We start from the raw sequence: 18959 nt of genomic DNA, 5'->3' as shown, positions 1-18959 counted from the left end.
GTCAGTTTATGCGTCATCCGCCAGCATCTCTAATGCAGCGGACGCGTCAGGACTTGGCCGTCAGACACATGCGCCCGGGGCCTGTGCCGCGGGGCGCAGCAGCCCGACAATAAGGAGGACCCTTGGCGGCCAGTTCACGCAGTGCCCGCGAAGCAAGGCGGCGCATTCAGCAGATGGAAGCCAAGCGCGAGCTGCGCCGGGAACAGGAGAAGCGGCGCAAGCGCGACAACGTGATCGCCGCCGGTGCCGGAACCGCCGCCGTGATGCTCGCCGTCGTCCTCCAACTGACCGCCTTCGCCGGTAATCCCACCGAGGAGGAGTTCGCCGCCGCCGAGGCAGGGCTCTCCAGCCCCTCCGCTTCTGCAAGCCCGTCCGTGCCGGCGACCAACAGTCCCAACATTCCTGCTGCGGAAACGGCCGACGGAAAGACCTTCACGGGCGATCTGGTCCTGAACGGGAGCCCCCTTGCAGTGGAGCTGGACGGGACGAAAGCACCGCAGGCAGCCGCTGTTTTCAAATCGCTCAGCGACGAAGGCTACTTCAATGCCAAAACCTGCCACCGCCTCACCACCGGCGATACCTTCGGGCTGCTTCAATGCGGCGCATCCGGACCCAACGGGGAGGGGGATCCAACCTACACCTGGGGTCCCCTCGAAAACACGCCCGCCGACAATACCTATCCGGCCGGAACCATCGCCGTGGCACGCACCGGAAACAACGCCTTCGGAAACGGGAAACAGTTCTTCATCGTGTACAAGGACACGGTCATCCCGGCGGACAGCGCAGGGGGCTACACCGTGGTGGGAAGAGTGACTTCCGGGCTTGATGTGGTGTCGAATATAGCTGCAGCCGGGATTACACCGGGCAGCAGCGACACAGACGGCGCACCTGTGGAACCAGTCACGATAGACTCGTTTTCTCTGAAGTAGGAAGCCCGGCCCCTGAGGCTGCGGTGCAGGACCTGAGTATTTTCCTCCAAGCGAAAGACTTTTAGCGGTGACAGACAGTCAGAAATCCGACGAAACAGCAACAGACCTGACCGGGACGGCGGCACCCGCCGCCGAGGAAGTTGCACCTGCAGCCAGCGATCCCGCAACGGAAGCTCCCGTGGAGAATGCCCCGCAAAGTGGCGCCAGTGAGAGCCCGGCCGAGGAAAGCAATGCCCCGGAAAGCACTTCCCCGGCACCGGCACCCCGCCCGGCACCTTCTCCGGCCGCCTTCGCGTCCCGCCCCAAGCCAGCTGCTGCACCTGCTGCAACAGCTGTTCCCGCAGCGCCGGCAACGTCGCTGGCAGAAGCGGCGAAGTGGGGCCGTGTAGAGGGCGATGGACACGTCTTTTTGGCCATCGACGGCGCGGAACACCCCGTGGGCCAGTACCCGGGGGTCAGTGACGACGAGGCGCTGGCGTACTTCGCGCGGAAATATGACGATGTGGTGGCCCAGATCGTGCTGCTCGAACAGCGCGTCAGCTCAAAGGCCCCCAGCACCGACATGCAAAAGACCGTCACGCACCTGCGTGAGCAGCTCGCCGAGCGCAACATGGTGGGAGACCTTAGGTCTGCAGAGGCGCGGCTCGATGCGTTATCCACGCAGATCGCTGAACTCGAAAAGGCGGAGAAGGCCGAGCATGACGCCGTCCGCGCCTCCGAGCTCGCTGCCCGCGAGGCTATCGTCGCCGAAGCCGAGGAAATCTCGGGCCAGGATCCCACCCAAACGCAGTGGAAGACCTCCAGCGCCCGGATGAACGAGCTGTTCGAGAGCTGGAAGACAGCCCAGAAGAGCGGAGTCCGCCTGGGCCGAAGCAACGAGGACGCCTTGTGGAAGCGGTTCCGTGCCGCCCGCACTGTTTTTGACCGTCACCGCCGCGCCTACTTCTCGCAGCTGGACAGCAACAACTCTGCTGCCAAGTCAGCCAAGGAAAAGCTGATCGCCGAGGCCGAAGCCTTGTCCACCTCCACCGACTGGGGATTCGCCGCCGGCGAGTACCGGCGCCTGATGGATCAGTGGAAGGCCTCCCCGCGGGCCAGCCGCAAGGACGACGACGCCCTCTGGGCCCGGTTCCGCGCCGCCCAGGATGCCTTCTTCACGGCGCGCCAGGCGGCAAATGATGAGATCGACCAGGAATATGCCTCAAACCTCACGGTCAAGGAAGCGCTCCTGACCGAAGCCAACGCCATTCTCCCGGTGAAGGACCTGACTGCTGCCAAGAAGGCCCTGCAGTCGATCCGGGACCGCTGGGAAGAGGCCGGCAAGGTCCCGCGCGCGGACATGGGACGCGTTGAAGCCGGGCTGCGGAAGGTGGAAGACTCAGTCCGCCACGCCGAGGAAGAGCAGTGGCAGCGGTCCAACCCGGAGCGGAAGGCACGCACCAACAGCGCCCTGTCACAGCTGGAATCCGCCATCGCGGGGCTCCAGGAAGATCTCGCCACGGCTGAAAAGACCGGTGACCAGCGCAGGATCAAGGCAGCCCAGGAAGCCCTGGAAGCACGCCAGGCCTGGCTGGACCAGATCCAGCGGTCTGCCAGCGAATTGTCCTAGCCCTTTTCACGCCGGCTGTTTGTCAATGCAGGCCCGGTTCCGGTTATCCACATAACCGGAACCGGGCCTGTGCCGGTTAACGCCATCGGGGCAGGATGGGTGGATGGCGACATCCACGGCACCTCCCGCCGCCGCCCACGGCGCGGATTCCTCCTCCAGCCCGGAACCACTGCCGCGCTTCCCCGAACTTTATGCTCCGGGCATGCCGTTTGCCTTCCCGGAGCTTCAGGCGCTGGCCGCCGACGGCCTGCTGACCCGGTTCCATCAGCACGGTTACGCGCTGCCTGGAAGCACGGCCACCCCGCAACTCCGGGCACGGGCAGCCGCTGGAGCCGTTCCGGCAGCCGTGCGCCAACGGGTAGTGGCGGGGCGGATGACAGCGGCCTGGATCTATGGCTGTGCCGCCGAGCCGGACCGGTTGGCACTGCTGGTTGATGCCAAGCGCCGTGTTTCGAGCCTGCGCAACACCCGGGGCTGCAGCCTGCACGAAGTGAAGCTCGGGCCGTTCGATGTTGTCAGCCTGGGCGGTTTGATGGTCTCCAGTCCGCTGCGCACTGCGCTTGACGTAGCCCTGCATGTAGAGGCGGAGCGGGCGATCCCCACCCTGGAAAGTTTGCTGGCGCGCCCGCAGAACGATGTGCGCCTGCGGTTGCTGATCCTGGCCATCGAGGCCAGCCCCCGGGTCCCCCACAAAAGGGCGGCACTGGAAAAGCTGGCGCAGCTAGTTCCGGCGCTTGTTCCCCGTGGTGCGGTAGACGTCGAAAACACCGTCAATCCGGCGGACAGCACTCAGGACGTGGTGCAGGTACTTGGGGTCACCCATCTCGAAGGCGAACTTTGAAATGGCAACGCGGTCGCTGGAGGTATGGACGCTGGCCGCCAGGATGTTGACGTGGTTCTCGGAGAGCACGCGCGTGACGTCGGAGAGCAGCGATTTGCGGTCCAGCGCCTCCACCTGGATCTCCACCAGGAACACGCTGGACTGCGTGGGCGCCCAATCCACCTCAACGATCCGGTCCGGCTGGTCCTTCAGGTCGGAGATGTTGGTGCAGTCCGTCCGGTGCACGGACACGCCGGAGCCCCTGGTCACAAACCCGAGGATCGGGTCCGGAGGAACAGGCGTACAGCAGCGGGCCAGCTTCACCCAGACGTCGCCCACGCCACGGACCACAACACCGGAGTCGGAGAACTTTGCCTTCGTGACCTGCGTGGGGATGCTGACTTCGGTGATGTCGTCGTCGGTGCTTTCGTTCCCGCCGAGGCTCTCGACGAGCTTCTCCATGACCGCCTGGGCAGAGGTATGCCCGTCCCCCACACCGGCGTACAGCCCGGAGATGTCGACGTACTTGAAGTCCTCCGCCACCGCGGCCAACGCCTCATGAGTCATCAGGCGCTGGAGGGGCAGGTTCTGTTTCCGCATGGCACGGGTCAAGAGTTCCTTGCCGCGGTCGATCGCCTCTTCACGGCGTTCCTTGCTGAACCACTGCCGGATCTTGTTGCGGGCCCGGGCGCTCTTGACGAAATGCTGCCAGTCCTGGCTGGGCCCTGCTCCTTCAGCCTTGGAGGTGAAGATCTCCACCCAGTCGCCGTGGTTCAACTCGCTGTTGAGCGGAACGAGCTTTCCATTAACCCGGGCGCCGATGGTCCGGTGACCCACCTCGGTATGGACAGCATAGGCGAAGTCCACAGGGGTGGAGCCGGCCGGCAGGGCCATGACTTCGCCCTTGGGGGTGAAGACGAAAACTTCCCTCGCGTTGATCTCGAACCGCAGGGAATCGAGGAACTCCCCCGGGTCCGAGGTTTCCTGCTGCCAGTCCACCAGTGAGCGCAGCCAGCCCATGTCGCCGTCGCGCGGGCTCCCGGGGCCAACCGCGGTGCGGTTGGGCTGGTCCTTGTACTTCCAGTGCGCGGCGACGCCGTACTCGGCGCGGCGGTGCATCTCATGCGTCCGGATCTGGATTTCCACCGGCTTGCCGCCAGGACCGATCACCGTAGTGTGCAGGGACTGGTACATGTTGAACTTGGGCATCGCGATGTAGTCCTTGAACCTGCCGGGCAGCGGGTTCCAGCGCGAGTGCATGGTACCGAGGGCGGCGTAACAGTCCCGGACGGAGTCCACCAGGACACGGACACCCATGAGGTCATTGATGTCGTCGAAGTCCTTGTCGCGGACAATCATCTTCTGGTAGATCGAGTAGTAGTGCTTGGGCCGGCCGGTAATGGTTGCCTTGATCTTGGCCGTGCGGAGATCTTCAGTAATCTGGTCCCGGATGACGCCCAGGCTCTTCTCGCGCTCCGGAGTCCGGTCCCCCACCATGCGTACGATCTCTTCGTACACCTTGGGGTAGAGCGCCGCGAAGGACAGGTCCTCCAGCTCCCATTTGATGGTGTTCATGCCCAGCCGGTGCGCCAGCGGGGCAAAGATTTCCAGGGTTTCGCGCGCTTTTCGGGCCGAAGATTCGGCTGAAACGAAGCGCCACGTACGGGCGTTGTGGAGCCGGTCGGCGAGCTTGATCATCAGAACCCTGATGTCCTTGGCCATGGCCACAACCATCTTGCGGACCGTCTCGGACTGCGCCGCTTCGCCGAAGCTGACTTTGTCCAGCTTGGTGACCCCGTCAACGAGCATCGCCACTTCCGGACCGAAGTCACGCTTCAGGTCGGCGAGTGTGTACGGCGTGTCCTCGACGGTGTCATGCAGCAGAGCCGCTGCCAGGGTGGTTCCACTGAGTCCCAGTTCGGCGAGGATGGTGGCCACAGCCACCGGATGGGTGATGTAGGGGTCACCGCTCTTGCGCTTCTGCCCGCGATGGCTCCGTTCCGCCACGTCGAAGGCGCGCTGGATGAGGTCAAAATCCTCTTTGGGATTGTTGGCCCGGACCGTCCTCAGCAGTGGTTCGAGGATGGGTGAATAGTTTGCGGCACTCCGGCCTGTCAGCCGGGCGAGCCGTGACCTGGTGCGTTCCCGGCGGCCGGGAAAAGTGGGGCGGGACCCGGAGTTGTCCACGGGGACCAACGAACCTGCGCGCGCGGAAGCCGCCTGGCCGGTCTGCACACCGGCCGGACCCTGATCTCCTTGTGCCGTCGGCAGCGACGCAGAACGTTCTTCCAATGAAGCACCCCTCATGACCGTTTAATTACCCCAGTCTATTCCTCACCCGAAGGAGTTTTATAACCGGCTCTTAAAACAGCCAGGGCCGGACGGCGTCAGGATTCTGACACCGTCCGGCCCCTGCGAAAAACCTAGGCCTGGGCCGGCTCCGCGGGAGCCGCGGAACGCTCGGCACTAGCCCGGCGCTGCTCGACTCGCTTGGCCTGCCTGACGAGGTCCGGCTCGTTCTGCCGCAGCCAGGCGTACATCGGAGCGGCAACGAAAATGGTGGCCGCAGTACCGATCAGGATGCCAACGAACAGGGCAAGCGAGAGGTCGCGCAGAGTTCCCGCGCCCAGGAGTCCGGCACCGATGAACAAGATGGCGCCGACCGGAAGGATGGCCACCATCATGGTGTTGATCGAGCGGACCAGGGTCTGGTTCACGGCCAGGTTGACTTCCTCCGCGAAGGTGCGCCGTGTTGATGCGTCAAGCTCAGCCGTATTCTCACGGATCTTGTCGAACACCACCACCGTGTCATAGAGCGAGTAGCTCAGGACGGTGAGGAACCCGATAATCGCTGATGGGGTCACTTCGAAGTCGCTGAGCGCGTACACTCCGGCTGTAACGAACATGGTCACCACCATGCCCGCAATGGCCGAGAGCGACATCTTCCAGGTGCGGAAGTACAACGCCATCAGCACCGCGGCAAGGAGCACAAAAATCACCAGGCCGAGCAGCGCCTGCTTGGTGACGTCAGCACCCCAGGTGGGTCCCACAAAGGTCGAGGTCACCTCGTTGTCCGTGACTCCGTAAGCCGTGGTCAGGCCCTCTTTGATGCGAAGGGTTTCATCGTCGGTGAGTTTGTCGGTCTGGATCCGCATGGTGGTCCCGGCCACATTGGCGACGCGTGGCACGCTGCCGGCCACCACACTGGTGACGGCCTCCTCGCCTACCGTGGCGTCCGTACTCTTGACGTTCGAGACCGTGAACTCGGATCCGCCCCGGAACTCAATACCGAGGTTGAAGCCGCCCTTGGCCACCGGGATCAGGATGGACAGGGCAACGGCCACGGCCGCGATGATGAACCAGATCTTCTTGGCGCCTACGAAGTTGTAGGAGCGCTTGCCGGTGTAGAGCTCATTACCGAAAGTCGCGAAGCTTGGCATTACTTGTTCTCCTTCGCAGCAGACTTCGAGGAGCCGGCCAGCTCCGCCTGCTTCTGCGCCAGGCGGCGCTCGGCAATGGTCATTCGGCGTTCGGCCTCGGCCGTGGCGCCTGCATTCTTGGCTCGGACTGCAACGGCGGGCCGGTCTTCGGGTGTGCGGAGGCGGCCCGCGCCGCGGTACAGCGGAACTGCGCCGAGACGCTTGGGGTCGAGGCCGGAGAACCTGTGTCCTTCACCGAAGAACCGGGTGCGGGCCAGCAGTTGCAGCGTCGGGTGGGTGAACATAAACACCACGATGAGGTCAGCGATCGCGGTCAGGCCCAGGGTGAAGGCGAAGCCGCGCACGTTGCCGACGGCCACGAAGTACAGGACCAGTGCCGCCAGCAGGTTGACAGCCTTCGAGGCCAGGACGGTCCGCTTGGCGCGCTTCCAGCCGTTTTCGACGGCGGACACCAGCCCGCGCCCTTCACGGAGCTCATCGCGGATGCGTTCGAAGTAGACGATAAACGAGTCCGCAGTCTGGCCGATGGCAACGATGATGCCCGCTACGCCTGCCAGGGACAGCCGGTAGTTTTCCGTCCAGCCCAGGATGGCGATAGCCAGGTAGGTCAGGATACCGGCGACCACCAGCGAGGCGATGGTCACGAAACCAAGGGCCCGGTACTGGAACAGCGAGTAGACCACCACCAGGAGCAGGCCGATCAGGCCCGCGAGGAGGCCCATGCGCAGCTGCTCACCACCGAGGGTGGCGGAAATCTGCTGCTCGCTTTGAATCTCGAAGCTGATGGGCAGGGCACCGAACCGGAGCTGGTCCGAGAGGGCCTTGGCAGTCTGTTCGGTGAAGCCGCCAGTGATCTGCGGGCGGCCGTCGGTGATGACGGCAAGCGAACGGGGAGCGGAAATGACCTGGTCATCGAGCACGATGGCGAACTGTGCCTTGGGGTCGTTACCCGATTGCCCGCCGGCAGCCACGTAGAACTGGTTCAGGCGTTCGGTAACCTCTTTGAACTTACTGGTGCCTTCGCCGTCGAACTGGATGTTGACTGCCCACTCGTTCGTGACGGCACCCTGCGCACCCTGCTGGAGCTGGAAGGAGGAGGTGACGATGTTGCTGCCTTTGACCTCCACCGGACCCAGGATGTACTTGATCGCGGGGTTGTTCCCGGATGCAGGCTCACAGGTGACCAGCGGCTTGGCCGGGTCTGAGCGTTCCTGCTTGTCCTGGGACGGGTTGTCGCAGTCGAGGGCTTCGAACTGGCGGTAGATTTCCGGCGTGATCCAGTTGGTGTCGCTGCTGTTGGCGGGTTCCGCCGTCGGCTTCGGCAGCTGGTCTTCCGGAGCCCGCGACTCCTCCGGGACGGCCGCGCCTGCCCCGTTAAGCAGGACGGGACGGAAGTTCATGTCCGCGGAGGCCTGGATGAGGTCGCGCGTCTGGCTTGAAGGGGTGCCCGGAAGGCTGACCACAACATTGCGCCCGGACTGGGTGCTGATCTCGGCTTCGGCAACACCGGAGCCATCCACGCGCTGGCGGATGATCGCCACAGCCTGGTTGAGCTGTTCTTCGTTGATGTCCGAACCGCCCTCAACCTTGGGCGCCAGGATCATCTGGGTGCCGCCTTCGAGGTCCAGGGCCAGCTTGGGCGCCCAGCTTGCCTTCCCGGCCAGGGTGCCGCCCGCCAGGACAGCAGTCAGCGCGACGATGATGACGCCGAGCCAGACCAGGACCCTGAGGCCTGGTTTCTTAGGGCCAGTTCGTGCCATTGTTGATCTTTCTCTTATTCACGTCAGGAACCGCCGGTGCCTGGTTTTACCGGCACTGGCGGTATTCCGCAGCCGTAGAGGTGTTGAAAAGCGCTAACAGGGACTAGTTGTCCTTCTTGCCCTCGTCATTGAGGCGCTTCAGGGTCTCGTCGGGAGTCTCGGCCGGCTGGGCCGGGGTTCCCGTTTCCGCTGCGGGGATTTCCTGCCCTGTGATGGAGGAGGCATCATCCGGGACGGCCGGCGCAGCGGCCTCGGGCACAGCAGCGGGCTCAACAATCTTGGTGACGGCCTGGCGGTGTACGGTGGCGAGATTGCCGGGGGAAAGTTCAAGGGTGACCTTGTTCTCGGCTTCGTCGATGTCCACAATCCGGCCGTAGAGGCCGAAGCTGGTCATCACGTCGACGCCGGGGCCGAACTTCGACTGGAGTTCCGCCTGCTGCTGCTGCGTCTTCTTGTTGCGGCGGAACATCATAAAGATGAACACGCCGAGCATGACGAACAGGAGAATTGACATTGGATCCAAGGGGAATTCCGTCCTTTTATTTGCCTAGCTGATTTTCCAGCAACATCGGCTTCGCTCCGGCCGGGGCAGAACAGTCAGGCAGGCAGAGGCCTGACGGGTTCCTTCCCCAGCGACGCAGGCAGCGTGTGCAGCCCGCGAAACAAAGACCCGAACGTGCCGAGCGTCATACCAGTCTAAAGGGAAAAGCTGAAGGGAGCCTGCTACTGGCTTTGCGGGGCCCAGTTGTCGGTGCCGTCGGACTCATCTTGCGCAGCCGTATCGAAAAGGTCCAGCGGCTCCTGCCCGAAAACGCCGGACGGGATGGCATAGCCGAGGTGGGTCCAGGCGGGGGCCATGGCGATCCTTCCCCGCGGCGTACGGCCCAGCAGCCCCTCGCGCACCAGGAAGGGCTCGGCCACCGTCTCGACGGTCTCAGTTTCTTCGCCGACGGCGATGGCCAGGGTGGACAGGCCCACGGGGCCGCCGCCGAACTTGGTAATCAGCGCTTCCAGGACGGACCGGTCCAGCCGGTCGAGCCCCTTCTTATCGACTTCATACATATCCAGGGCCGCGGAGGCCGCCCGCGCATCAATCTGTTCGATGCCGTGCACCAGAGCCCAGTCACGGACCCGGCGCAGCAGCCTGTTGGCGATACGCGGTGTACCGCGGGAGCGCCCGGCGATCTCGCTGAATCCGGCGGAGTTGACCTTCAGGTCCAGCAGCCCGGCGGAACGCCGCAGGACAAGCTCAAGTTCGGCAACGGAATAGAACTCCAGGTGCCCGGTGAAGCCGAACCGGTCACGCAGCGGCCCCGGCAGGAGGCCCGCACGGGTGGTGGCACCGACGAGGGTGAACGGCGGCAGTTCGAGCGGAATGGCAGTGGCACCGGCGCCCTTGCCCACCACGATGTCCACCCGGAAGTCCTCCATGGCCATGTAGAGCATTTCTTCGGCCGGCCGGGACATCCGGTGGATTTCGTCCAGGAACAGGACCTCACCCTCGGACAGGGAGGACAGGATGGCGGCCAGGTCTCCTGCGTGCTGGATGGCGGGGCCGCTGCTGATCCGCAGCGGCGCGTTCATCTCGGATGCCACAATCATGGCCAGTGTGGTTTTGCCGAGCCCGGGCGGGCCCGAAAAAAGCACGTGGTCAGCGCTCCGGCCCCGCATGCGTGAGGCCTGCAGCACCAGCGACAACTGTTTCCGCACCCGGTGCTGGCCCACAAAGTCATCGAGGTTCTTGGGCCGGAGGGCGGCCTCGATGGCCCGCTCTTCCGGCTCCTCCCCCGCGGCCACCAGTGACGGTTCAGCCACGGCTGGCTACGCGGTTGCCGGCACGCGCCCCGTCCTGGCCGAGCCAGCGAAGCGTGGTCCGCAGGATTTCCGGCACGTTGCCGCGGAAGGAAACCTCGGGATCGTCCGCCAGTGCCTTGTCGATGCTGGCGGAGGCGTCCTTTTCGGACCAGCCAAGGCTTGTCAGCGCAGCCACCACCTGGGGTTTCCAGGCGGCCTCCGCAGCGGTAGGCGCGCCCGCTGCAGCCGCAGTGCCGTGCGGCACGAGCTTTCCGGCGAGTTCCAAAACGATCCTGCCGGCCACCTTGGGACCGATGCCTGGCACTTTGGTGAAGGTTTTGCTGTCGCCGGTGTGAGCCGCCACCCGGATCGCCTCGGGGTCATGGACCGCAAGAACTGCCAGCGCCAGCCGGGGGCCCACCCCACTGACACTGAGCAGGATGTCGAAAACTTCCCGCTCGTCGTCGGACGCGAAGCCAAAAAGCGTGAGCGAGTCCTCACGCACGATGAGGGATGTGAACAGCTGGCCCTCCTCCCCCGTGCGGAGCTTACTGAGGGTCTGCGGCGTGGCGTTAACGCTCATGCCCGCACCGTTGAGATCGATCACGGCCGTGGACAGGCCTACGTGCGCTACGGTTCCGCGAAGGAAACTGATCAAGGCCGGGCTCCTGGTGTACCGCCGTGCCGCCATCTGGAAAGAAGGCGGGCCCCGGCTATCCGAACATATCTACGAATACCCTAGCAAGGAGCCAGGACAATCAGCGGGCACGCCGCACTTTCGCCTCGGCCTCGGCCCATGCTCGTTGGGCCGGAGTCAGCGAAGAACTGCCGGGGCCGGTAGTGGCAATTGCCGCGCCGCTGCCGGCACGCCACGCATGGGTGATGGCCAGGGCCAGGGCATCTGCTGCGTCAGCCGGCCGGGGCGGGGCATCGAGCCGGAGGATCTTGGTGACGAGCTTGGTCACCGCGTCCTTGTTGGAGGAGCCGCTGCCGGTCACGGCCGCTTTTACTTCCGACGGCGTATGCAGCGCCACCGGGATTCCGCGGCGCGCGGCGGCGGCGATCACCACGCCGGACGCCTGGGCCACGCCCATCACCGTGCTGACGTTGAGCTGGGAAAAGACGCGTTCGACGGCGAGCACCTGGGGCTCGTAGCGGTCCAGCCATTCGTCGATGGCCAGGGCGATCACCAGGAGGCGCTGGTCCAGCGTCTCCTCGGGCGAGGTGCCCACCACGCCCACGGCCACCATGGTGGCCCGCCTGTTCCGCTCAACGTCCACCACGCCGATGCCGCAGCGGGTCAGTCCCGGGTCGACGCCGAGTACACGCAGCGTCACGGGCACGGGGGTTCAGCAGGCACCGCGGGACGTCACTCTGATTCCAGGGCAGCCTGGACTTCGTCGCTGAGGTCGGCGTTGCTGTAAACGTTCTGGACGTCGTCGAGGTCCTCGAGTGCATCGGCAAGCTTGAGGAACTTGCGGGCACCGTCGACGTCGAGCTCCACCTGCATGGAGGGGACGAACTCCACTTCGTCGGTGTCGTACTCGATGCCGGCTTCCTTGAGGGCGTCGCGGATGGCCTGCAGGTCGCCGGGCTCGGAGTGGATCTCGAACGTCTCGCCGTTGTCCTTGACTTCCTCGGCGCCGGCGTCCAGCACTGCCATCAGGACGTCGTCCTCGCTGAGGCCGTTCTTGGGCAGCGTTACAACACCCTTGCGGGCGAAGAGGTAGCTCACGGAACCGGGATCAGCGATGGTGCCGCCGTTGCGCGAAATGGCCAGGCGCACCTCGGAAGCAGCACGGTTCTTGTTGTCCGTAAGGCACTCGACCAGCAGCGCGGAGCCCTGCGGGCCGCGGGCTTCATACATGATTTCGGTGTAGTCCACCACTTCACCGGTGAGGCCGGCGCCGCGCTTGATGGCACGGTCGATGTTGTCGTTGGGAACCGAGGTCTTCTTCGCCTTGGTCACGGCCAGTTCCAGGCCGGGGTTGCCGGCGAGGTCCGGGCCGCCCATGCGTGCGGCAACTTCGATGTTCTTGATCAGCTTGGCGAACGACTTTGCGCGGCGGCTGTCAATGATCGCCTTCTTGTGCTTGGTCGTCGCCCATTTGGAGTGGCCTGACATGCTTTACGCTTCTCCTCTGATCATGCGGATAAAAAGTTCGTGTACGCGTTTCTCCCCCGTCACTTCCGGGTGGAAGGAGGTGGCCAGCAGCCGGCCTGAACGCACTGCAACAATTCTAGCCGTCCCGGGCAGCGGGACCGCGTGGGACGCGTGTTCAGGATCAGCCGGCTCCACCTGCGCCAGGATTTCGACGTCCGGTCCCACACGCTCCACCCACGGTCCGCGGATAAAGACGGCGTGGACGGGCGGAACCCCGGATTCCGTGGCGCTGAAGTCCAGCCCTTTGAAATCAAGGTCCGTCTCGAATGACTCGCGCTGCCGGCCGAACGCGTTGCGGCGCACCGTGATGTCCAGTCCACCGAACGTCTGCTGCGGTGCTCCGGAGAGGTCGGTGGCCGGATCGGCGATGTCAGAGGCCAGCAGGATCATCCCGGCGCAGGACCCGTACACCGGCAGACCGTCGGCGATGCGTTCCTTGAGCGGCCCGGCCAGGTCGAAGGCGCGGGCAAGCTTATCGATGGCGGTGGATTCGCCCCCTGGAATAACCAGGCCGTCCAGGCCGTCCAGTTCCTTGGGGCGGCGGATTCCCACCGCCTCCGCGCCGGTCGCTTCGATGGCCCGGAGGTGTTCGCGGAAGTCACCTTGGAGCGCCAGCACGCCGATCCTCAGACCGGATCCAACGCGTGCGGAAGCCGCTGAAGGGGAATTTGTCATCCATCCAGCATACGGCGCAGTCGCTTTCACACAGTCCGCAAGGCCGTCCCCAGCGGCAGCTGTATGCCGTTGCTGGGATATATTCGAACTATGTTCTCCTTCAGTGTTCCGCTCGGCAAGCTGGTCCGTCGCGCCTCCCGGCTCCGGGGTGGCGGGTCTGCGTTTCCGGGGCTGGTGGTCGAAAAGATCGATCCCGGCTTTATGCGGCGGACACTCACCACCCTCCCCCACGGCGTCGCCGTCGTCAGCGGCACCAACGGCAAAACCACCACCACCAAGATGGTGGTGGAACTGCTGGAAAGCCAGGGCCTGAAGGTTTTCACCAACCGCACCGGCAGCAATTTCACCCGCGGCGTGGCCGCGGCCCTGCTCGGCGAAGTGGACTGGCGCGGCCGGCTAGACGCCGACGTCGCGGTCCTGGAACTGGACGAGGCCCACGCCGTTCATTTCGTCAACAGCGTGCCCCCGCGCTACTGCCTCCTCCTGAACGTCCTGCGGGACCAGCTGGACAGGTTCGGCGAGATCGACAAAACAGCCCAGCTGCTCCAGCACATCGCCGCCAAAACCACGGGCACAGTGGTACTGAACCGCGAGGATCCCCGCGTTGCCCGGATCGCCGCAACGCTGACCGGGCAGGAGGTCAAGTACTTCGGCCTCGATGACTCCCTGCTGGGAACCTTCCCCAACGACGACGACATGCGGGCCGCTCCCGGAAGTCCCGCCCCGGCGGCCCTGCCGGAGAAGCCCGCTGCCGACGTCGTACTCCGCAAGGTAGGCGCGGACAGTGCTGAATTTGAGTACGACGGCGGCACGGTCACCACGGGCATGAAACTGCGCGGGGTGTACAACATCTTTAATGCCGCGGCGGCCCTGACGCTTGCGCGCAGTATTTGCGGCGGCGGCGCAGCCACCGCCGACCATGCCACCTTGCTGGAGGCACTGTCCAAGGTGGAGCCGGCGTTTGGCCGCGGTGAGAGCCTTACCGTGGACGGGCAGCCGTTGGACCTCGTCCTCGTGAAGAACCCGAGCGGCTTCCGGCTGGGGCTGAAGTCCTTTCCCGCCGGCGGCTACGCCACGATGATCGCCATCAATGACAACTACGCCGACGGCCGGGACATGTCCTGGCTGTGGGACGTGGAATTCGATTCCCTGCGCGCGGGCGGAGTGGACCAGGTGACCGGGTCCCGCGCCTACGACATGGCCCTGCGCCTGCAGTACGACGACGTCCGGATCGGCGCTGTGGACACCGAGATCGCCCCCGCCCTCGCGGCCTTCATCAGGGAGGCCCAAGGCAAGCCCAAGCGCGTTTTCTGCACCTACACCGCCATGCTGGGGATCCGCCGCGAGCTGTCCAAAATCACCACCGTGGAGGTTGTCTCATGAGCCAGGCAGGCGTGGATCCCGTCAACGGCAGCAAGGGCACCATCCGTGTGGTGCAGCTGTATCCGCGGGACATGAACATCTACGGCGACTGGGGTAACGCCCTGGTCCTGCAGCAGCGGCTCCGCTGGCACGGCTATACCCCGGAACTGCTCGAATACAACGTGGGCGATCCCTTCCCGGACACAGTGGATATCATCGTGGGCGGCGGCGGCCAGGACAGCGGCCAGCTGGTCATCCAGGACGACCTGCAGGCCCGCGCGGCAACGCTGAAGGACCTCGCCGAGGATGGCGCCCCGATGCTGGTCATCTGCGGGCTGTACCAGCTTTTCGGGCATTTCTTCAAGACGCGCACCGGAGCTGTCATCCCCGGAATCGGCGTCCTGGACGTGGAAACCCATGGCACGGACGAGCGCCTGATCGGGAACGTCAAGGTGTCCACGCCCGAGTTCGGCGAAGTCCTGGGTTACGAGAACCACAGCGGCCAGACCAGGCTCGGCAGCGGGGTTCGGCCCCTCGGCTCCGTTGCCAAGGGCACCGGGAACAACAGCAGCGACGGCCATGAGGGCGCCCGGTACCGCAATGTTGTGGCGAGTTACCTGCACGGCTCGCTGTTGCCGAAAAACCCGGCGATTGCCGATTTCCTGATCCGGACGGCTGCCGAGCGGAAATTCGGGACGTTCGAGCCGGGCCACCCCGACGACCGGTTCGCCGAACTCGCCAGGGAGCACGCGGCGCGCCGCCCGCGCTGATTCCGTTTTTGTTTCAACGGCCGGACGCCGGCACTTGCATTGGCGCCGGCTTACGGCTCGCGGGTGATCAGGAGTTCGTGGGCGCCCGCCGCTGCGGCTCCACGGGATTCCACCACGCTGGTGGTCCGCTGCCTGGTGGCGGCGTCCGCTTCCGGGCCGGCGCAGGGCCCCTGCGGAGCGTCGGCCGCTACCGGGCACCAGCGGTAGGGGTCCCGGACCATCACCGATGGAGCCCAGGCCATATCGGTGGCTGACCACTTCCCGGCGGCGTCCTGGCCAAACTGCACCCTGACCAGCAGGCCCTCATTGTTGACCACGTACCACGGTGACAGCTCGGTGATGCCGTTGCCGAGGCCGTACACAATCCAGGTGCCCTTGTAGTTTTCGATGGGCAGCACCGAGTGGGTGTGGTGCCCGTAGACCAGGTTGAACTGCCCGCTGTCCACCAGCGCATGCGCGACCTCCTGCTGCTGGGCGTTCGGTTCGCTGGCATACTCCTCCCCGGCATGCATCGCTCCCAGGACGATGTCGGCCCCGAGTTCCCGCGCCTTCACGGCCTTGGCAATCATGGCCGGGGCGTCCAGCATGTCCACCTGCCACGGGTAGTCCGGGACCAGCCCGTTGAGCCCGTAGGCGGCCTCGATGACCGCGACCTTCGCGGCCGGCGTCTGCATGATGAGGATCCCCTGGGACTCATTTTCGGTCCGGTAGGAACCAGTGTGTTTAAGGCCGGCGGCATCGAGGGCATCAAGGGTGCGCAGCAGTCCGTCCGTGCCACGGTCGATGGTGTGGTTGCTGGCTGTGGTGCATGCCTGGTACCCCACATTCCTGGATGCTGTGATGATCTGCGGCGGGACGTTGAAGGACGGGTACGCCGAGAACGGACCTTCCGGACCGGCCACGGGTGTTTCCTGGTGGCAGATGGCAAGGTCGCTGCCGTTGATGTACCGGCGTTGCGCTTCCAGCAGCGGCCCGAAATCGTAGCCGGGCTTCCCCGCTGCGGCCGCATCCTGCTGCGCCTGCTGCCAGAGCTGGGTGTGGACCAGCATGTCGCCGGTGACCAGGACCGATGTGCACCGCAGCACCGGGCAGGCCGGGCCCTTGCCAGGGGTGGGAGCAGGCGTCGGGGTGGGGCTGGGGGCCGGAGTTGAGGCTGGTGTCCCCGAACCGGCTACTTCGGAACTGGAAACTGCGGGCCTGGGGGTCTGCCCGTTCTGCTCAGCCACCAACCCGCAGCCGGCCAGTGCAGCAGCTGCGAACAATGCGCAGACGGTGGCGCCTGCGCGCGCGGCGGCACCACCCCAACTAATCCCCATAGCCGTCATTGTAGGTATTGTGGCCGGCCGCCACGGGCATTTGGAGGTCGTTGAGAAGGCGTGGCCCGTGTGGAAGATTTACGTCATGACAAACCCCCTGCTCCATCCCGGTCCGCTTCCATTCGGCCTGCCTCCCTTTGCTGACCTCCAAACCTCGCATTATGCGGAGGCCGCAGAGGCCGGGTTCGCCGGGCACCTGGCCGAAATCCAGGCCATTGCGGAGAACCCCGAACCGGCCACCTTTGAGAACACGGCGGTGGCGATGGAGCGGTCCGGCCAGTTGCTGCAAAGGGCTTCTGCCGCCTTCTTCACCCTGGTGTCCGCCGATGCTACAGACGACATCCGGGATCTTGAAACGGAACTCTCGCCCCGCTTTCCAGCCCACCAGGACGAGATTTTCCTGAACCGGGCGCTGTACGAGCGCTTTGCCGCCCTCGATACTTCCGGCCTCGATGCCGAGTCCGGGCGCCTGGTGGAAGAGTATCTGAAGGAATTCCGGCAGTCCGGCATCCAACTGGACGCGGCCGGGCAGGAGCGGCTCAGGGAGCTCAACGCGGAACTTTCCCGGCTGGGCACAGAGTTCGGCCAGCGGGTTAAGGAAGGGATGAAGTCGGCAGCCCTCCTGCTTGATGACGCGGCGGACCTGGCCGGGATGCCTGCCGACGACGTGGCACGGGCCGCGGAAGCTGCCCGTGCTGCGGGGCACCCTGGGAAGTTCCTCCTGACGCTGATCCAGCCCACCAACCAGCCGGCCCTCGCCGTCCTTGAGAACCGGGACATCCGTCGTCGGCTCTTTGAAGCCTCAGTGGCCCGCGGGAGCAGCGGCGGGAACCTCGACGTCCTGGAGTTGGCCCGGTCGATGGCGGGACTCCGTGCCGAAAAGGCGGCTTTGCTGGGCTTCGCCAACTACGCAGAACTGGTGGTGGACCGCCAGACCGCGCCTGATTTTGGGTCGGTCCAGTCGTTGCTGAACCGCATGGCACCGGCGGCAGTCCGCAACGCCGACCGTGAAGCCGCCGCCCTTGCCGAGTCAGCCGGACACCCTTTGGAAGCCTGGGATTGGGCCTTCTTCTCTGCAAAGGTCCGGCGGGAGAAATACGAGGTGGACGAGCAGGCACTTCGTCCATACTTCGAGCTGGAGGGGGTCCTCACTGACGGTGTCTTTTTCGCCGCAACATCCCTTTACGGCATCACCTTCCAGGAACGGACGGACCTGGCCGGCTACCACCCGGATGTCCGTGTCTGGGAGGTCCGGAACGAGGACGGCACTGCGTTGGGCCTGTTCCTGGGCGACTACTACACGCGGGAGTCCAAGCGCGGGGGCGCCTGGATGAATTCGCTGGTGGAACAATCGGAGCTGCTGGGAACAAGACCAGTTGTCATCAACAACCTAAATATCTCCAAGCCGCCGGCTGGCGAACCCACGCTGCTGACCCTCGACGAACTGCGGACCATGTTCCACGAATTCGGGCATGCACTCCACGGGTTGTTCTCGGACGTGACCTATCCGAGGTTCTCCGGCACTGCTGTCCCCCGCGACTTTGTGGAGTACCCGTCCCAGGTCAACGAAATGTGGATCATGTGGCCGGAAGTGCTGGCCAACTACGCGAAGCACTACAAAACCGGGGAGCCGCTCCCGCAGGACATCGTGGACAAACTCAACGAATCGCGGCTGTGGGGTGAAGGCTTCGCCACCACCGAGTACCTGGGCGCGGCCCTGCTGGACCTGGCCTGGCACGTCCTGGGAGCCTCCGACGTGCCTGAGGACGCAGTGGCCTTCGAGGACAAGTCCCTCGCGGCCGCCGGCATCGCCCATGCACTGGTTCCGCCGCGCTACCGGACAGGGTACTTCCAGCACGTTTTTGCCGGCGCGGGTTACGCGGCCGGCTACTACTCCTACATCTGGAGCGAGGTACTGGACGCCGAAACCGTGGACTGGTTCACCGAAAACGGCGGAATGACCCGGACCAACGGCGAACGATTCCGGCAGGAGCTCCTGTCCCGCGGAAACAGCAGGGACCCCCTCGAGTCCTTCCGAACCCTCCGAGGCCGCCAAGCAAAACTAGAGCCCCTCCTAAAGCGCCGCGGCCTCGAGTAGCCCCGCTCCCCATACCGCTTAAAGAAGTACGACGCCGGTCCCCACCACAAGAAGGTGAGGAACCGGCGTCGTACTTCAACAGCGAAGGCGACGAGTCATTCGGCAAAGGTGACTCGCCCCCGTCGCGGTTTGTTGCTCTAGGGCAGGCGGGGCTGGTCCGGCAGCGCGCGTAAAAGGGGCCCCGCGCCCATGCTCGCCGCGAAGCGGCCTAGCAGGGCGCGG

16 protein-coding genes are annotated in these 18959 nt (G+C 65.0%); 6 read left to right on the top strand and 10 right to left on the bottom strand.

What is annotated here, in order from left to right:
* The first annotated feature begins 122 nt into the window (after positions 1-122).
* The 3 genes from BMX78_RS12500 to BMX78_RS12490 all read left to right on the top strand — a co-directional run bounded on the left by BMX78_RS12500 (position 123) and on the right by BMX78_RS12490 (position 3379).
* A complete protein-coding gene (locus BMX78_RS12500) occupies positions 123-929 on the top strand; it encodes a peptidylprolyl isomerase (protein WP_091419843.1) in 807 nt (268 codons plus the stop codon).
* Positions 930-996: 67 nt separating this feature from the next.
* Entirely contained in the window at positions 997-2538 is a 1542-nt protein-coding gene (locus tag BMX78_RS12495; protein ID WP_091419841.1) for a DUF349 domain-containing protein, read from the top strand.
* Between the two features lie 103 nt (positions 2539-2641).
* Positions 2642-3379, top strand: coding sequence for a type IV toxin-antitoxin system AbiEi family antitoxin (locus tag BMX78_RS12490; RefSeq protein ID WP_170850799.1), 738 nt, complete (start codon positions 2642-2644; stop codon positions 3377-3379).
* Here BMX78_RS12490 and BMX78_RS12485 read toward each other — a convergent pair.
* From BMX78_RS12485 to pdxT, 9 genes are all read right to left on the bottom strand, one after another.
* Positions 3260-5650, bottom strand: coding sequence for a RelA/SpoT family protein (locus BMX78_RS12485; RefSeq protein ID WP_091420019.1), 2391 nt, complete (start codon positions 5648-5650; stop codon positions 3260-3262). The genes BMX78_RS12490 and BMX78_RS12485 overlap by 120 nt on opposite strands.
* 131 nt (positions 5651-5781) lie before the next feature.
* Entirely contained in the window at positions 5782-6798 is a 1017-nt protein-coding gene (gene secF, locus BMX78_RS12480; RefSeq protein WP_091419839.1) for a protein translocase subunit SecF, read from the bottom strand.
* Positions 6798-8558: a protein translocase subunit SecD gene (secD, locus tag BMX78_RS12475; RefSeq protein WP_091419838.1), complete on the bottom strand. Its 1761-nt coding sequence runs from the start codon at positions 8556-8558 to the stop codon at positions 6798-6800. Before secD ends, secF begins: the two co-directional genes overlap by 1 nt.
* A gap of 103 nt (positions 8559-8661) precedes the next feature.
* Positions 8662-9072, bottom strand: a complete 411-nt coding sequence (gene yajC, locus BMX78_RS12470; protein WP_091419836.1) for a preprotein translocase subunit YajC — start codon at positions 9070-9072, stop codon at positions 8662-8664.
* Positions 9073-9281: 209 nt separating this feature from the next.
* Positions 9282-10373, bottom strand: a complete 1092-nt coding sequence (gene ruvB / locus BMX78_RS12465) for a Holliday junction branch migration DNA helicase RuvB (RefSeq protein ID WP_091419835.1) — start codon at positions 10371-10373, stop codon at positions 9282-9284.
* A complete protein-coding gene (gene ruvA / locus BMX78_RS12460; RefSeq protein ID WP_091419833.1) occupies positions 10366-11010 on the bottom strand; it encodes a Holliday junction branch migration protein RuvA in 645 nt (214 codons plus the stop codon). The genes ruvB and ruvA overlap by 8 nt, the downstream gene beginning before the upstream one ends.
* Before the next feature lie 100 nt (positions 11011-11110).
* Positions 11111-11689: a crossover junction endodeoxyribonuclease RuvC gene (gene ruvC / locus BMX78_RS12455; RefSeq protein WP_091419831.1), complete on the bottom strand. Its 579-nt coding sequence runs from the start codon at positions 11687-11689 to the stop codon at positions 11111-11113.
* Positions 11690-11721: 32 nt separating this feature from the next.
* Positions 11722-12477, bottom strand: coding sequence for a YebC/PmpR family DNA-binding transcriptional regulator (locus BMX78_RS12450; RefSeq protein ID WP_091419830.1), 756 nt, complete (start codon positions 12475-12477; stop codon positions 11722-11724).
* 3 nt (positions 12478-12480) lie between these two features.
* Positions 12481-13191 carry a pyridoxal 5'-phosphate synthase glutaminase subunit PdxT gene (gene pdxT / locus BMX78_RS12445; protein WP_091419828.1) on the bottom strand — a complete coding sequence of 237 codons (711 nt, stop codon included), beginning with the start codon at positions 13189-13191 and terminating at the stop codon, positions 12481-12483.
* Positions 13192-13281: 90 nt separating this feature from the next.
* Here pdxT and BMX78_RS12440 point away from each other — a divergent pair, with 90 nt between their 5' ends.
* Both BMX78_RS12440 and BMX78_RS12435 read left to right on the top strand, forming a co-directional pair.
* Positions 13282-14574, top strand: a complete 1293-nt coding sequence (locus BMX78_RS12440) for a Mur ligase family protein (RefSeq protein ID WP_170850798.1) — start codon at positions 13282-13284, stop codon at positions 14572-14574.
* Positions 14571-15323 carry a type 1 glutamine amidotransferase gene (locus BMX78_RS12435; protein WP_091419824.1) on the top strand — a complete coding sequence of 251 codons (753 nt, stop codon included), beginning with the start codon at positions 14571-14573 and terminating at the stop codon, positions 15321-15323. Before BMX78_RS12440 ends, BMX78_RS12435 begins: the two co-directional genes overlap by 4 nt.
* 50 nt (positions 15324-15373) lie before the next feature.
* Here the strand turns inward: BMX78_RS12435 and BMX78_RS12430 are convergent, their stop codons facing one another.
* The gene (locus BMX78_RS12430) at positions 15374-16639 is read right to left on the bottom strand and encodes a CapA family protein (RefSeq protein ID WP_502686292.1); all 1266 of its coding nucleotides are present in this window, start codon (positions 16637-16639) and stop codon (positions 15374-15376) included.
* Positions 16640-16724: 85 nt separating this feature from the next.
* Here BMX78_RS12430 and BMX78_RS12425 point away from each other — a divergent pair, with 85 nt between their 5' ends.
* The gene (locus BMX78_RS12425) at positions 16725-18737 is read left to right on the top strand and encodes a M3 family metallopeptidase (RefSeq protein ID WP_091420017.1); all 2013 of its coding nucleotides are present in this window, start codon (positions 16725-16727) and stop codon (positions 18735-18737) included.
* The last annotated feature ends 222 nt before the right edge of the window (positions 18738-18959 follow it).

This window comes from Arthrobacter sp. OV608 (genome assembly GCA_900110595.1).
In the GTDB taxonomy this organism is placed as follows: Bacteria; Actinomycetota; Actinomycetes; order Actinomycetales; family Micrococcaceae; genus Arthrobacter.
Note: the sequence above shows the minus strand (reverse complement) of the source record. Positions and strands in the feature narration are given on the sequence as shown.